This window comes from Heyndrickxia sp. FSL W8-0496 (assembly GCF_038007825.1).
In the GTDB taxonomy this organism is placed as follows: Bacteria; Bacillota; Bacilli; order Bacillales; family Bacillaceae_C; genus Heyndrickxia; species Heyndrickxia oleronia.
The window spans coordinates 2,989,659-3,005,799 of sequence record NZ_JBBOXX010000001.1; the positions used below are offsets into that span (position 1 = coordinate 2,989,659).

Here is a 16,141-nt window from a genome sequence, read left to right on the forward strand (position 1 = left end):
AAGGTTTGCGTGCTATAATCATTCCATATACTGATCCACTCCCTAACCGTTTTCCAGTAAGCATAAAATCAATCACGAAACCATAAAAAAAGAAGGACTTTGTAGTCCTATAACAAAATCCTTCATTAATAAAATTATTGTTGTTCAACATTTGTAACAAACAATTGCTTATTTTTATGAACAATTGAACCTACTACTGCAATTAATAGTCCAGAGATCATGAATACAGTTCTAATTCCCAACATATCTGCTAATATCCCCATAATTAGAGAACTAACACCGAAAATTCCAGTTCCAATGGCACCTAATGAGGTATAAACGGTTGCCAACTGTTCTTTTGATACACTGGTTTGTATAACAGTTTGTTGTGGAATATTTTTTATTTGCCCAAATAGTCCTATACCAAGAGATAAAAGCAACGCAAAAATTGGAATACTGTTTAAGCTAAACAATATTGTAATTAAGGAACTTCCGAATGAACCAACAAAAATAAAAGTACCCAAATTTTTCTCAATAATAGAGGGGTATTTAATACAATAAACGCTTCCTAATATCAAGCCTAAAAAGAATGTACCATTAATAAAACCCCACCATTTTTCGTCAACATTTAAAGCATCATTGACAAACACATATAAAATAGCAGCTATCCAAACAGTTCCTGCAATTGTTTCGAAAAAGTCTATCCAAGCAATCCTTCTTAATACTGGCGTGTTAGATAAAGTTTTCCATCCCTCTTTAATCTGCTCTAGTTTCCTTTTAGGCTCAGTTGTTTTGTGTATTACACTTTCTATAAGACAAAGTAAGACGCTTGCGATTATGAATAAACCTCCAACTAGCCAAACCAGTTGTTGAGGACTCATAAAAATTAGAAATAAACTTCCTATGAACCACATAACTGCTTGTATAACCTGTGTAACTGTTTCTGCTATTCCATTAGCTTGAATTAAAGATTCAGGTTTAACATAGTGAGGAATCAGAGTCTGTCTTATTGGATTTGCACATCCATCAAAAAAAGCGATCCACCCTATGATTAAAAAGATTAAATAATAATTTGAGACTGTTATTCCAACTAACATAAATCCTAGAATAAAAAGCAAAATAGTTTTTCCGATTTGTGATCCAGCCAATAACCATTTAAGATTTACTTTTCCAACCAAAAGAGGTGTTAACAGACTAGATATAAACATTGAGGTAGTAATCGTAAATGGCACAAACGACGATACAGTTGCCGAACCTGTTAAAACAAAAATTGTACTTATAACACTGACCGTATATAATACATCGCCAATATTAGCGAGAGATTGACCAAGTAGTAATAAAGAAAAATTTTTATTCAATTTCATTTTGTATCCCCCAATAGTAGAATTGAATCTTGTCTTGATTAGGGGGAATTTTAAATTGGACTGTTCATTAATTTTTTACTCCTTCCATATATCAGATAAATCTGGGGGATTAGATTTATCGCCATTTTTTCCATCTCACTTATATGAATTTTAGCACAATTAAAACACTTGATAGAAATTTATTTTTGGATTGCCTTACCTTATCCCTTATCCACTCTTATTGAAATATAGTGCCCTTTTCTTCAATAAGAAAAGAGCATCCCTTGTTAAAGAATGCCCTCGATAGTTTAAAATCTTTAAAGTTGGTGAACTAAATCATTTAATACCCCATTCAATATTTATCTGATTTTCTCCGCCAACTCTAAAATAATTCCCTCTGGACCACGAACGTAGCATAACTTATAACTTGCTTCATATTGCTTTATTTCACTAAAGATTTCCGTGCCATTCTTTTTCAATTTTGCAACAATAGATTCAATATCTTCAACAGCAAAGCAAATATGTCGGATACCCAGCGTATTTGCAAAAGGTGGTTGAATATCTTTTTCATCTGACGGCGTATAAAATTTGACTAGCTCTATCCATGCCTCACCATTTGGCATGCACAATCCTACACATGCCGTTTTAACATTATTAAGCCCAACTATTCTGTCCAACAGTTCTCCATCCATTTCCCATTCCGCTCGCACTTCAAGTCCTAAATTAAGAAAAAAAGCTTTAGCCTCTGATAGATCATTTACGTTTATACTCACATGATCTATTCTATTGATTTTCATATCTCATACCTCCTATGTTCCTATTTAAAGTAATTATCTTTATTTTATAAAAGAAAATTTGACCTTATTAGTGCTGCTCAATATTTTCTTTCAGTAGTTATTAAAACGCTGGCAGTTCTATATTAATTCATAATTAAAATTTACTAGAAATAGCGAGTTGACGATAGTCTAATTAGACTCTATAATATTGAAGTCTAATTAGACTATTATGTAAAGGATTGAAAATTAAATGATAAAATCTTTTTTAATGTTAGGGCAATCAAATATGGCAGGTCGTGGATTCTTGCATGAGGTAGAACCTATCTATAATGAAAAAATAAAAATGCTTCGCAACGGTCAGTGGCAAATGATGACAGAACCGATTAATTATGACCGCCCTGTTGCTGGTGTAAGTCTAGCAGCATCTTTTGCACAGGCATGGTCGAATGCCAACCCGGATGAAGAAATTGGTTTGATTCCTTGTGCGGAAGGTGGCAGTTCCTTGAACGATTGGCATCCGCAGGGTACTCTTTTTCAACATGCTTTATCTGAAGCTCGATTTGCTCTTGAAACTAGTAAAATTTGTGGCATACTTTGGCATCAAGGTGAAAGTGATAGCAATAATTCTCTACATGAAACGTATTATGAAAAGTTATCTCTTATCATTGAAACTTTACGTAAAGAATTATACCTTCAAAATGTCCCATTAATCATTGGTGAGCTTGGTGATTTTTTAGGAAAATCGGGTTTTGGAAAGTACTCACCTGAGTTTCAAGAAATCAACGACCAATTACGTCGATTCGCTCATGAACAGCAAAATTGTTATTTTGTATCGGCAAAAGGGCTAACTGCCAATCCGGATGGTATTCATTTGAACGCTGTTTCCCAACGAAAATTCGGTTATCGCTACTTCGAAGCATTTTCGAAAAAGTGTCATATCTTAGAGCCTCTTTCGGATGAAAATCAATCACTAAAAATAAACAATAACTATTCGAAAACTGAACAAATTTATATTCACAGTATGAATTTGGCTCTAGGTAAAACCACATACGCTGAATTTGAAGCACAAATGGCGAAGGTGATGCACCCTTGATTCCCTTACTTATCCTTGGCTTACTTATTCAAAACCCTGGCACTCATGGATACGAACTATTAAGTTTAATGGAAAAACGACATTATAAATATATCGTTAACTTCACTAAAGGATCATTTTATTACAATTTGCAACAACTTGAAGAAAAAGGTTTGATTGAACAAACACATCAAATACGTCCAAACAATGGTCGTGAAATTCACACCTATAAAATCACGTCTTTAGGAATAGAAGAATTCGAAAAATTAATGGCCAAATATGGGACAAAATCCGAGTATGTAAACTTGCAATTCTATGGCGCATTACTCTTTGCAGATGAATTCGATAAAAATAAATTATTAGAATTAATCCAATCACAAATTGATCAAACTGAAGCCAGAATTGCTCTTCTCGATGAATACTTAACTATCACTAAAGAATTGCCGGGTAAAATTGATTATTTTCGTCGCATGAACGAAAATTCTCGTTCACACCATTTAGTGAACTTAAAATGGTTTAAAGAATTGAAGGCCGACATAGAAGAAGCTACTGTGTAAATACAAACTAAAAATCCCGTATCAATATTACTTAGTAAAATTGATACGGGATTTTTAATGTAATCTTTTGTAGTAAATTCCTCCACCATCTCCACCAATTGTTCCATCACGGTCCAAGAACACTCCAATCACATTGATTTACCACCTTTCACTCAAAAAATTTAACTTTTGCTTTAACTATTCTGCCTCTTTTCTACAAAAAAGCCATATACTTTTTTCTCCTTGTACTGAACTATATTTATTTAAGAATTAGAAACTTTTAATGCCTCGTTTATTATATGAATAGATAGTTCATGATCATTTAAAACGTATTGAATTTCTTCAGGTTCTACTCAAATTCGTGTAATAATTTCGTTTTCTCGAAGAAAAGGAAGTATTTTTTATATCTACAAATGTCATTACTTCAATCATTAAAGAAATACTCAAACATTTTTTCTAACGTGTGCCTTTTATTTGTAAATGAGGTCATTCATGAGGTCTCAAAATCAAAAAAGTACACCACTATTTATTAGTGATGTACTGGAATTTGATAATATGTGCAGACATTAAAGACAAGTTACTGTTATTTATATGGAAGCGTGCATTTATTTATCTTTAATTTTACAAAGTATAATAATTTTTTTAGAAATCTTCACTTATACCGGAGTAATCGGATTGTCACCTGATAAAACATTAGTAATGTTTTTAACAGCCAATTTGGCCATCGCATCACGTGCTTCAATCGTTGCATTTCCGATATGTGGTGTTAAGACAACATTTTTTAACGTTTTAAGTTCTTCCGTAATTTTCGGTTCAAATTCAAATACATCTAATGCAGCCCCTGCAATTTGACCTTCTTTCAGAGCCTTAACTAAATCTTCTTCATGAACAACCGGTCCCCTGGATGCATTAATTAAAAAGGCATCTTTTTTCATTTTTTGAATGACGTCTAATGTAATTAAATGATGGGTTTCTTTATTATACGGTGAGTGAACAGATACATAGTCAGACTGTTCAATAAGCTCTTCGAAAGATACAAAGGTTGCATTTAACTCTTTTTCTATTGCTTCATCCTTACGTCGGGGGCCTGTATATAGTATCTTCATCCCAAATGCTTTAGCTTTTCTCGCAACTGCCTGTCCGATACTACCAAAACCAATGATTCCCAATGTCTTCTCGCTTAATCCCCTTCCAAGGAAAAATAAAGGAGCCCATCCGTTAAAACCTTCTGTGCGACAGAGCTGATCCCCTTCAGGTATTCTTCTTGAAATTGCTAACATCAACCCAATTGACAATTCTGCTGTTGCGTCTGTAGAGACATCAGGAGTATTTGATACAAATATATTTTTTTCCTTTGCATACTGAACATCAATATTGTTAAATCCTGCACCAAAATTTGCAATAATTTTTAAATTAGGTGCCGAATCAATTACCTTTCGTGTAACAGGAGTAGATAATGGACATAAAAGTGCATCTTTATCGGCAATCCTCTCCGCTAATTCTTCCTCAGTTATTAGTTTCTCCCCATAGTACACATCAATTTCATGATCTTTTAAAAGTTGGTACCCGATCTCAGGGATTTCTCCAGATATAAATATTTTTGCCATTTAAATCACCTTCAATTAATTTTCACTCAAGTTTCTCAACGGAGTAACTAGCCACAATATGTTTAATCTAAACATAGGTAAGTAAACATCCATTGAAAAACAAACTATGTATTTATTATATGTCATTTTCTATCATATCACACATTGGGAGAGGAATATAAGAAAGTGGATTACATCTATGGTAATAATAAAATTTTAATTAAGTCATTTTAATATATTAAGCAGTACATAGCACATAACTTAGATGTGGATATTAAATAGATCTACCCTAAATAATTATTTTCCCGATTCATTCCAAAAAACTCATCTTCAACAACAATTAGTAGACAACCAAGTAGGGAGAATTATTATAACAGGAAATCAATCAGAAATTTGTGTAGATACTTACATGCAGGCGTGCATTTAGCTTGGGTTATGATGTCATTCTTGTCGAGGATGGCCATAGTACATGCGATCTGATCTTTTAAAAGCCTGCCAAATAATCAATCACCATAACAATATACATTACCAATGGTTTGCTAAGGTAAAAAAACTAAAGATGTTTTCTCTTAGTTTTTTCAATTAAAACATGTCTTTTTTCATGGAAACAAACATCAAACAACTATTAACTTTTCAAATCACGACAGATAAAAAAGAACATAAAAATAGAGTCAGTATCAAAAAAGGCTCCACCGAAATATTGTGTAAGCCTTTTTTCATTAAGCTATAATTTCTTTTCAGCTAGAACAATTTGTTGTTGTACTTGCTCTTTTGAGGTACCACCATAACTATTTCTTGCTTCAACAACATGTGTAGGATGTAATACATCAAAAATATCTTTCTCAAACAATGGACTAAAAGATTGATACTCTTCAAATGATAAGTCAAGCAGGTATTTACCATGTTGAATACCATATAATACAATTTTACCAATCACCTCATGAGCTTGGCGAAACGGTAGACCCTTTGTCACTAAATAATCAGCTATATCCGTTGCATTTGAATAATCTGTAGCTACTGCAGCGTACATTTTTTCTGTATTTACGGTCATTGTTTCAATCATTGGCGCTAATAAACGTAAAGATCCATTTAGTGTCTCGACTGTATCTAGCATTCCTTCTTTATCCTCTTGCATATCTTTGTTATAGGCTAATGGCAATCCTTTCAACACGGTCAATAAGCCGATTAAATTGCCATATACACGCCCTGTTTTTCCACGTAATAATTCTGGAACATCTGGGTTTTTCTTTTGTGGCATAATACTTGAACCTGTACAGAATGAATCATCTAATTCAATAAATTGAAATTCTTGGCTAGACCAAATGATTAATTCTTCTGATATACGAGAGATATGGGTCATCATAATGGATGCAATTGATAAGAATTCTAATATAAAATCACGATCACTTACTGCATCTAAACTATTAGGATATACTGTTTCGAACCCCAATAGTTCTGCTGACCGATTTCGATTGATTGGGAAGGTAGTACCTGCTAAAGCCCCTGCACCAAGTGGAGACCAATTAATTCTTTTTAAACTATCTTTTAATCTTTCCTTATCTCTTTCAAACATCCAAAAATAAGCAAGTAAATGATGGGAAAATAAAATAGGCTGAGCCCTTTGCAAATGTGTGTATCCTGGCATAATCGTTTCAACATTTTTTTTTGCCTGTTCAAGCAATGAAGCTTGCACATGTCCCACCCAATCTATTAATTCATAAGTTTGTTTTTTTAAATAAAGATGCATATCCGTTGCTACCTGGTCATTTCGACTTCTGCCGGTATGTAATTTACCGCCAACTGGACCAATTTCATCAATTAGCATTTTTTCAATATTCATATGAATATCTTCATCTGAAACGGAAAATTGTACCTCTTTATTCAGTATCTTTGTTTCGATCTTTTTTAAGCCTTCCTTAATTAATTCAACATCATGCATCGGAAGTATCTCACACTCGCCAAGCATTTGTACATGTGCGATACTTCCTTCAATATCCTCTAATGCAAGTTTTTGATCAAAAGATATAGATGCTGTAAATTGTTCTACTAATTCATTCGTTTGTTTTGTAAAACGTCCGCCCCAAAGCTTACTCATACCTATTCCTCCTGCGAAAAATTCCTATAGTGCTTCTTAATAAAGAAAAAAGGGACGGAGCATCGCTAAATTTTGTTAGCTGGACACAGCTCACGCCGCCTTGAATTAAACTAAATTAATTAATCATTTTGTCGAAAGTAGATTTTGCTCTTTATTGGTTTTTGATTGGATTTCTGAATAAACTTTAGTAGGTAAGCCCCATAGTTTAATGAAACCAACAGCTGCATTATGATCAAACGCATCACCTTTTGAATAAGTGGCTAATTCCTCATTGTATAAGCTAAATGGCGACTGACGACCAACCACAACATGAGTCCCTTTGAAAAGTTTGATACGAACCTTCCCTGTCACTGTCCCTTGTGTTTCTTCTATGAATGCGTCGATAGCCGGCTTTAATGGTGAGTACCATAAACCTTCATAGATCATTTTTGCTAATTGTTGCTCAACAGTTGTTTTAAATTGTGTTACTTCTCTTGGCAGTGTTAGAAATTCTAATTCTTTATGTGCATTAATTAATAAAAGAGCTGCAGGATTTTCGTACACTTCACGAGATTTTATTCCAACTAAACGATTTTCGATATGATCTATTCTACCAATTCCATGTTTCCCAGCTAGTTCATTTAATGTTTCTATTAACTCAACAATTCCCATCTCTTGATCATTAATAGCTACTGGAATTCCTTTATCAAAAGAAATTTCAATATACTCAGCTTCATCCGGTGTTTTTTCAATTGGATTTGTCCATGCAAACGCCTCTTCCGGCGCTTCATTCCAAGGGTTTTCTAAAACTCCTGCTTCACAAGCTCTTCCCCATATGTTCGCATCGATTGAAAATGGATTATCTAAATCTATTGGAATCGGAATTCCGTGTTTCTCTGCATATTCAATTTCTTCATCACGCGTCATACCCCACTCACGTACAGGGGCTACCACTTTTAATGAAGGATTTAATGCCTGAATGGATACTTCGAAACGGACTTGATCATTCCCTTTTCCAGTACAGCCATGTGCAACTGCAACTGCGCCTTCTTCTTCCGCAATTTGAACTAATAATTTCGAAATCAATGGACGACTTAATGCTGAGGATAAAGGGTATTTGCCTTCATATAATGTATTCGCTTTTAAAGTTGGTAAAATATATTCATTTGCTAATAGTTCTTTCCCATCAATCATCACCGCTTTAATTGCCCCTACATTAAGTGCTTTTTGGCGAATCGCCTCTAAATCCTTTCCTTCCCCAACATCAATACCTAAAGCTATCACATCGTATCCATACTTTTCTTGTAACCATTTAATAGAAACAGATGTATCTAAACCACCTGAATATGCTAGAACTATCTTTTCTTTTGACATGTTATTCGCTCCTTTAACTAAGAAAGGGATTGGATCATCAATCCTTTACTGAAAATTTTCGTTTGCTCCCTTAATATCCCTTTAATTAACTGATGAAAACGATTAGCGCCTTCAATTTATTTTGTATAAATAATTATAAACATGTATTTTTATTCATGTCAATCAAAAAAATATATTATCCTAATAAATCTTTTAAAATAGCTTTTTGAGCATGAAGACGATTCTCTGCTTCATCAAATACCACCGAATGTTCACCATCAATTATTGACGTTGTTACTTCCTCTTCACGGTGTGCAGGTAAACAGTGTAGGAAAATATAATCATTCTTTGCATAACTGCATAATGATTCATTCACTTGATAATCTTGTAAATCAAATAATCTTTTTTTAGCCTCATGTTCCTGGCCCATACTTGCAAATACATCAGTTACCACAACATCTGCATCTTTAATCATTTTAATGGGATCTGAATCAACCTCAATTTTGCTACCATTTTTTTTCGCTTCTTCCTTTGCCTTTAAGAAAATCGCTTCATCCGGTTCATATCCTTTAGGACAAGCAATGGAAATATTCATTCCTACCTTTACAGCTCCTTCTATTAATGAATGGCACATGTTATTATTTGCATCGCCGGAAAAACACATTTTTAAGCCTGTTAGCTTCCCTTTATGTTCATAGATCGTTAATAAGTCAGAGAGTACCTGGACAGGATGATGCTTGTCAGTTAAACCATTAATAATAGGAATTGATGCATATTTTGCAAATTCCTCGATTATTTCATGTTTCGTAGTTCGAATCATTAGACCATCAACATATCTTGACATAACCTTAGCAGTATCATGTATGGACTCACCTCTCCCAAGTTGGAGATCCTTTGAACTTAGAAAAATTGCTTCGCCACCTAATTGCAACATTCCTACTTCAAAAGAAATTCGAGTACGTGTAGATGATTTTTCAAAAATCATTCCTAGAACTTTCCCTTGTAGAATTTGGTTACTGACTCCAGCTTTTTGAAGTTTTTTTATTTTTATAGCATCATCAAGTAGTGCGAAAATTTCCTCTCTCGAATGTTCACCTATAGTTAAAAAGTCCTTACTTGATAAAATATGCTTACTTTCTAATATATTCATAACTTTTGACATTACTATTCTTCCTTTCTATTTAGTATTCACAAGATGGTATTTATATTCAGCAATGGATCGAATCCTAGAATGATTCGTGCCCATTATAGATAAAAATGCTTTAAATGTTTCGAGTGATGTAAATAATGGGACTCCATGAATAATCGTACTTTCCATAAGAAAACTACCCATCGTTATTTGTTCTTTTCCTTTTGTAGGAATAACTAAAGCACAAGCTAGTGAATGATCATGAAAAATCATTTTTATTTCATCCATACAGTTTACCACTTTGATCGTCTTTAGCCCTTTACCCTCAAGTGCATGAGCAGTTCCTTTTGTGGCAATTACCTGGACATTACTATCAGTGATTTGTTCAATTAATGACAGTAGATTATTTTTTTCTCGATCTGCTACTGAACAAAATATAGTTTGTGGACCATTACTAAATCTCCTCCCTTCACCAAGCACTTTATATAATGCTTCATTCACATTCTCTCCTAATCCTAGAATCTCACCAGTCGATTTCATCTCTGGTCCCAATATCGGGTTTACATTCTTCAATTTATTGGAGGAAAATATCGGAAGTTTTATAGCCGTAAACGGTATTTCTGGTGCCAATCCTGTTTCCTTTAATAATGTACCGAATTGTACTGCAATACTTAAATCTATCATTGGAACACCCGATATTTTGCTCAAAATAGGAACTGTTCTTGACGCTCGGGGATTGACTTCTAGACAATATATTTTTTCATCATCAATGACAAATTGGAAATTAGCTATGCCAATAATTCCTACCTCGGCACAAATTCTTTTCGTATAATCTATCAATTTTTCCTTTATATCATTTGCTAGATTTATAGGAGGGTAAATACTCATACTATCACCAGAATGAACACCTGCTTTTTCAATATGCTCGAAGATTCCCGGTACATAGACATCTTTTCCATCAGATATACAATCAAGTTCACATTCTAATCCAGGGATGTATTGATCGACTAGCAATGGCCATAATCTTTCATCCATATATGTTAGAGATTCTATATATGTATCGAGTTCATCAGGTTCATAAATGATTGACATTGATTGACCACCAATTACATATGAAGGTCTAACGACTACGGGAAATCCCAATCGTTCTGTAGCTACTTTTAATTCTACTCTGTTTAATGCAATGTCTCCATTAATATGCGGGATATTTAATTTATTTAGTAATTGGTAAAATTTATTCCTATCTTCTAGAAAATTAATGGCCTCTACAGAAGTTCCAAATGGTGTAATACCTGCATTTTTTAGTTCTTCCGCGAGATTAATAGCTGTTTGACCACCAAATTGAATAAATACACCTTCTGGATTTTCCTTTTCAATAATGTGGAGAATATCCTCAATTGTTAGTGGCTCAAAATAAAGCTTATCAGCAATTGAGAAATCAGTACTTACCGTCTCAGGATTATTATTTACAACGATGGTTTCATATCCTTGTTTTTTTAACGCTAGAACAGCATGAACACTGCAATAATCAAATTCGATTCCCTGACCAATGCGAATAGGACCAGATCCAATGATCAACACCTTTTTCCGGTTTGAAACCTTCACCTCATCCACACCGCGCCAAGTTGAATAATAGTACGGGGTTTCTGCTTCAAATTCTCCTGCACAAGTATCAACCAATTTATAGGAAGGTATTAAGCTACATCTCTTTCTCCTATTCCTCAATTCCTTTTCACTACAGCATAATAAATCTGCTAGATGCTTATCACTCATATTCATTAATTTCGCTTTTTTTAACACTTCATAAGGAAGTTCTACAATGGAGAATTCCTTTATACTTTCCTCGAAATTAACCATTCTTTGGATTTTCTTCAAAAACCATGTATCCACATTTGTTAATTCATGTATACTATTTACCTTAAACCCTCTCCGGAATGCCTCTGCAATTGCAAATAAGCGAAGATCAGTAGCTTCTATTAAATGACTCCGTAACTCTTCGATTGATAGATTTTTCACTAATGGATGGGATAATCCATTCACATTGTATTCTAATGATCTCAACCCTTTGTTTAATGCTCCTTCAAAACTACGTTCAATCGCCATTGTTTCTCCTGTTGCTTTCATTTGAGTCCCTAATTTATGGTCTGCCTCTGGGAATTTATCGAATGGGAATCGTGGTAATTTCACAACCACATAGTCTAGAGCTGGCTCAAAGGAAGCAAAAGTAGTACCTGTCACTGGGTTCTTCATCTCATCTAAGTGATAGCCAATTGCACATTTTGCTGCCACTCTAGCAATCGGATAACCTGTTGCTTTTGAAGCGAGTGCGGAAGATCGGCTTACCCTTGGATTAACTTCGATGATGTAGTATTGATTGGAAAAAGGATCTAAGGCGAATTGAATATTACATCCCCCTATAACCCCTAATGATCGTATAACCTTCAATGATGCATTACGAAGCAACTGGTATTGTACATCGGATAATGTTTGGGAAGGTGCCACCACTATCGAGTCTCCTGTATGAACACCAACTGGATCGAAGTTCTCCATATTACATACAATGATACAAGTGTCATTTTCATCTCTTACTACTTCGTACTCTATCTCCTTCCATCCTTTAATACTTCTTTCAACTAATACTTGGTGAATTGGACTTTGTGATAATCCCCTTTTTAATATAGTTTCATACTCTACCTGATTTTCTGCAAAGCCTCCACCCGAACCACCTAACGTATAGGCCGGTCGTATGATAAGTGGAAAACCGACTTCCTTCGCAAATTGAATTCCCTCATCAGAAGTATGAACGATCCTTGACTCAGGAATAGGTTCACCTATTTCTAGCATTAAATCTCTAAATTTTTCTCTGTCCTCACCCTTTTGAATGGCTTCTACTGAAGTACCCAAAAGTGTCACATCATATTTTTCTAAAATTCCTTTTTCATCCAACTGCATGGTAAGATTTAGTCCTGTTTGCCCACCAAGAGTTCCAATGATTCCGTCGGGTTGTTCCTTTTTAATAATTTCTTCAACAACATCAATCGTCATAGGTTCCATATAGATATAATCAGCAATATGTTCATCTGTCATAATTGTTGCAGGATTATTGTTTAATAAGATAACTTCGATTCCTTCTTCCTTCAGAGCTAAACACGCTTGCGTCCCTGCATAATCAAATTCTGCTGCTTGCCCGATGACAATCGGACCTGATCCAATTACTAGTACCTTATGAATATTTTTATACAATGGCATTTTTCATTACCCCTAAATGATTATTAACCTGCTTGAAAAACTCATAAAAAATAAATTCCGTATCCTGGGGTCCAGGATGCGCTTCTGGGTGGAATTGTACCGTTAGAATAGGAAGTTTCCGATGTTTAAGTCCCTCTATAGTTCCATCATTTACATGCTTAAATGAAACAAAAAACTGACTTTCATCAATGGAATCATCAACAACAACATAGCCATGATTTTGAGATGTAATAAACACTTTACCAGTCATTAAATCTTTCACAGGATGGTTGGCACCACGATGACCAAATGGTAATTTTTTTGTTTGTGCACCGTAGGATAGGGCAATTAATTGATGACCTAAGCAAATCCCTATTGTTGGATAGCTTTCTGTAAGTAACCTTATCTTGTTTAATTCATCTGCCATTACCATTGGATCACCTGGTCCATTACTAATAACAATTCCATCTGGAGATAATGCACTTATTTGTTCGAATGAATAAAAATACGGTACGATACTTACTTTACAATTAGATTCACATAAAAAGTGTAAAATAGACTTTTTATAACCGAAATCCAAAAGAACGATATGGGGTCCCGGATTTTCATAAGTAATTACTTCTTGACATGCAACCCTATCAACTAAGGATAATTCTTTTGAAAACGCTAATTGCACCTCTTGTTGTTCAGTTATCATTGCATTCACTGTTCCCCTTTTTCGAATCGTCTGGACCAATGATCTCGTATCTACGTTTGTTAAACATGGAATATTATATTTATTCACTGTTTCAATCGCAGTTTCTTTCAATTGATAATGACTTGGCTCCGAGCAGATTTCACTAGTTATAATACCACTAACATGTACAGAGGAACTTTCGTTGTTATCCAGATTGATTCCGTAATTACCGATTAAAGGGTAGGAAAAAACAACTATTTGTCCCGCATAGGAAGGATCAGTCATAATCTCTTGATAACCAGTCATACTTGTATTAAAAACAATTTCACCATAAATAGGAGTATCTTCTCCAACTAATTGTCCGGGGAAAACTTCTCCCGTTTCAAGAATGAGATATGCTGTTTTCATTGCGCATCTCCCTCCATTTCAATTAGTACTTTCGTAAAACTGAATAAGAACCTATTTATTTCTTCATTCGTGATCGTTAATGGCGGCAATATACGAATAACATTAGGGCCAGCTGATAGTAATAACAGCTTTTCTTTTCTTGCAATTTCAATTGCCTTTGCTGCATCACTATTAATAACTACACCAATTAAAAAACCCCTACCACGCACCTCCTCGATCATAGGATATTTTTCCATTAAACCTTTAAGCCCTAGCCATAGTTCCCGTATTTGTCGCTCACATTTTTCAAGAATATTCATGGTTTGGAATGCTTCAAGGGTAGCAGTTCCAGCAACCACTGCAAGAGGATTACCGCCAAACGTACTTCCATGTGTACCTGGAGTAAAAGCCAATGCGATATTGTGTTTTGCTAGCATTGCTCCAATTGGAAATCCGGATCCTAATCCTTTCGCTAGCGTCATAATATCTGGTTCAATTCCATATTGTTCATAAGCAAAAAGCGTTCCTGTACGCCCCATTCCTGTTTGGATTTCATCAACCATTAATAGAATATTTTGTTCTTTGCATATTACTGCTAACTCCTGGATCCACTCTTTTTTTGCCGGAATGACCCCGCCTTCCCCTTGGACTATTTCAATTAATACAGCACAGGGATTGATCTCTTTTAACTGTTTTAATGATGAATCCTCATTAAATGGCAAGTAATTGAATCCTGGCATCAGTGGTTCAAATCCTTTTTGAATCTTTTTCTGACCAGTCGCTGATAAAGTAGCTAGTGTACGACCGTGAAAAGATTGCGTAAAAGTAACAATTTCTGTTGACTGTTTATGAGCTATATTTTTCGCATAAATGCGTGCAAGCTTGATAGCTGCTTCATTCGCTTCTGCTCCACTATTACAGAAAAACACTTCATCAAAACAACTGACATCTGATAATAATTGAGCTAATTTTTCCTGTGGATCAATTTGATATAAATTAGAGCAATGCCAAATTTGGTCTAATTGATTCATCAGTGCATTTTTAACTAAATCAGGCACATGTCCTAAGTTACAAGTAGCAATACCTGATGTGAAATCTAAATATTTCTTACCGTCTATATCCCAAACAAAGCTACCTTTCCCCTTTGCTAGTTTGATTGGAGCGCGTTGGTATGTTTTCATTAAGTGGGATCCCGGCGTGTTTATTGTGATATTTTGCATGTAATGTCCTCCATAATTTTTGTTCCAATTGGCATTCCATTAATGAGTTTAATCAAACCATTTTCCTCTAAGCCATTTATGATAACCACTTCCTCAACGCCTGACCGAAGACACTCCAATGCAGCTTGTGCTTTCGGAATCATGCCTCCACTAATGGTTTCATCCTTCAATAATTCCTCTACTTCCGAAATAGATACTTGACTTAGTACCTGCCCATTTTTCAATATTCCCGGAACATCTGATACCATATATAATGGGGCACATAATGCTTTTGCAATAGCTGCCGCCGCAATATCTCCATTAATATTCCAACGCTGTCCATCACCATCGATAGCAATTGGTGATATAACTGGTATAGCCCCTTCTTCCGCGAGCAATTTTACGAACCGTGGGTTAACGGATTCAATTTTACCTACATAACCTAACTCACTTGTAGAACTTATAGGTTTTCCAATTAGTAACATCCCATCTACACCACTCAGCCCAAATGCCATCCCTCCGGCTGCAATTATTTGTCGTACGATTGATTTATTTACTGAGCCTGAAAGGACCATTTCTACAATATCAAGTACTTCATTAGAAGTAACACGTAATCCTTTGTGAAAAGTTGAATGAATCTCTAATTGAGTGAGTAGTTGAGTAATATTGGGTCCGCCACCATGTACGATGATCGGTTTTAATTGTTGATCCTTCATTAGTGACACGATATTCTCAAAAAATGATATAGGCAATTGCTCCAAAATACTCCCGCCACATTTAATCACCAGATACCCCATTTTTCT

12 protein-coding genes are annotated in these 16,141 nt (G+C 34.8%); 2 read left to right on the forward strand and 10 right to left on the reverse strand.

Translation table 11 applies throughout. The features are described 5' to 3' along the window. Nucleotides 1-134: 134 nt before the first annotated feature. Nucleotides 135-1,343 carry an MFS transporter gene (locus tag NST63_RS15120; protein ID WP_341042795.1) on the reverse strand — a complete coding sequence of 403 codons (1,209 nt, stop codon included), beginning with the start codon at nucleotides 1,341-1,343 and terminating at the stop codon, nucleotides 135-137. Nucleotides 1,344-1,681: 338 nt separating this feature from the next. Continuing rightward, the gene (locus NST63_RS15125; RefSeq protein WP_341042796.1) at nucleotides 1,682-2,119 is read right to left on the reverse strand and encodes a VOC family protein; all 438 of its coding nucleotides are present in this window, start codon (nucleotides 2,117-2,119) and stop codon (nucleotides 1,682-1,684) included. Between the two features lie 229 nt (nucleotides 2,120-2,348). Here NST63_RS15125 and NST63_RS15130 point away from each other — a divergent pair, with 229 nt between their 5' ends. Further along, nucleotides 2,349-3,191, forward strand: coding sequence for a sialate O-acetylesterase (locus NST63_RS15130; RefSeq protein WP_341042798.1), 843 nt, complete (start codon nucleotides 2,349-2,351; stop codon nucleotides 3,189-3,191). Beyond that, on the forward strand, nucleotides 3,188-3,727 hold the full coding sequence (locus NST63_RS15135) for a PadR family transcriptional regulator (RefSeq protein ID WP_078111009.1): 540 nt from the start codon (nucleotides 3,188-3,190) through the stop codon (nucleotides 3,725-3,727). The genes NST63_RS15130 and NST63_RS15135 overlap by 4 nt, the downstream gene beginning before the upstream one ends. 635 nt (nucleotides 3,728-4,362) lie before the next feature. Here the strand turns inward: NST63_RS15135 and NST63_RS15140 are convergent. The 8 genes from NST63_RS15140 to argB all read right to left on the reverse strand — a co-directional run bounded on the left by NST63_RS15140 (nucleotide 4,363) and on the right by argB (nucleotide 16,135). Further along, nucleotides 4,363-5,313 (reverse strand): 2-hydroxyacid dehydrogenase family protein, encoded by a 951-nt coding sequence (locus NST63_RS15140; RefSeq protein WP_212941633.1) that lies wholly within the window; start codon nucleotides 5,311-5,313, stop codon nucleotides 4,363-4,365. 703 nt (nucleotides 5,314-6,016) lie between these two features. Further along, on the reverse strand, nucleotides 6,017-7,387 hold the full coding sequence (argH, locus tag NST63_RS15145; protein ID WP_341042801.1) for an argininosuccinate lyase: 1,371 nt from the start codon (nucleotides 7,385-7,387) through the stop codon (nucleotides 6,017-6,019). Between the two features lie 123 nt (nucleotides 7,388-7,510). Further along, on the reverse strand, nucleotides 7,511-8,740 hold the full coding sequence (locus NST63_RS15150) for an argininosuccinate synthase (protein WP_212941636.1): 1,230 nt from the start codon (nucleotides 8,738-8,740) through the stop codon (nucleotides 7,511-7,513). Nucleotides 8,741-8,915: 175 nt separating this feature from the next. Further along, entirely contained in the window at nucleotides 8,916-9,881 is a 966-nt protein-coding gene (argF, locus tag NST63_RS15155; RefSeq protein WP_180212953.1) for an ornithine carbamoyltransferase, read from the reverse strand. Between the two features lie 15 nt (nucleotides 9,882-9,896). Then, complete coding sequence (gene carB / locus NST63_RS15160; RefSeq protein ID WP_341042804.1) at nucleotides 9,897-13,097, reverse strand: carbamoyl-phosphate synthase (glutamine-hydrolyzing) large subunit; 3,201 nt, start codon at nucleotides 13,095-13,097, stop codon at nucleotides 9,897-9,899. After that, a complete protein-coding gene (locus NST63_RS15165) occupies nucleotides 13,084-14,160 on the reverse strand; it encodes a carbamoyl phosphate synthase small subunit (protein WP_341042806.1) in 1,077 nt (358 codons plus the stop codon). Before NST63_RS15165 ends, carB begins: the two co-directional genes overlap by 14 nt. Further along, entirely contained in the window at nucleotides 14,157-15,359 is a 1,203-nt protein-coding gene (locus tag NST63_RS15170) for an acetylornithine transaminase (protein WP_341042808.1), read from the reverse strand. The genes NST63_RS15165 and NST63_RS15170 overlap by 4 nt, the downstream gene beginning before the upstream one ends. Next, nucleotides 15,341-16,135: an acetylglutamate kinase gene (argB, locus tag NST63_RS15175; RefSeq protein WP_341042810.1), complete on the reverse strand. Its 795-nt coding sequence runs from the start codon at nucleotides 16,133-16,135 to the stop codon at nucleotides 15,341-15,343. The genes NST63_RS15170 and argB overlap by 19 nt, the downstream gene beginning before the upstream one ends. Nucleotides 16,136-16,141 lie beyond the last annotated feature (6 nt).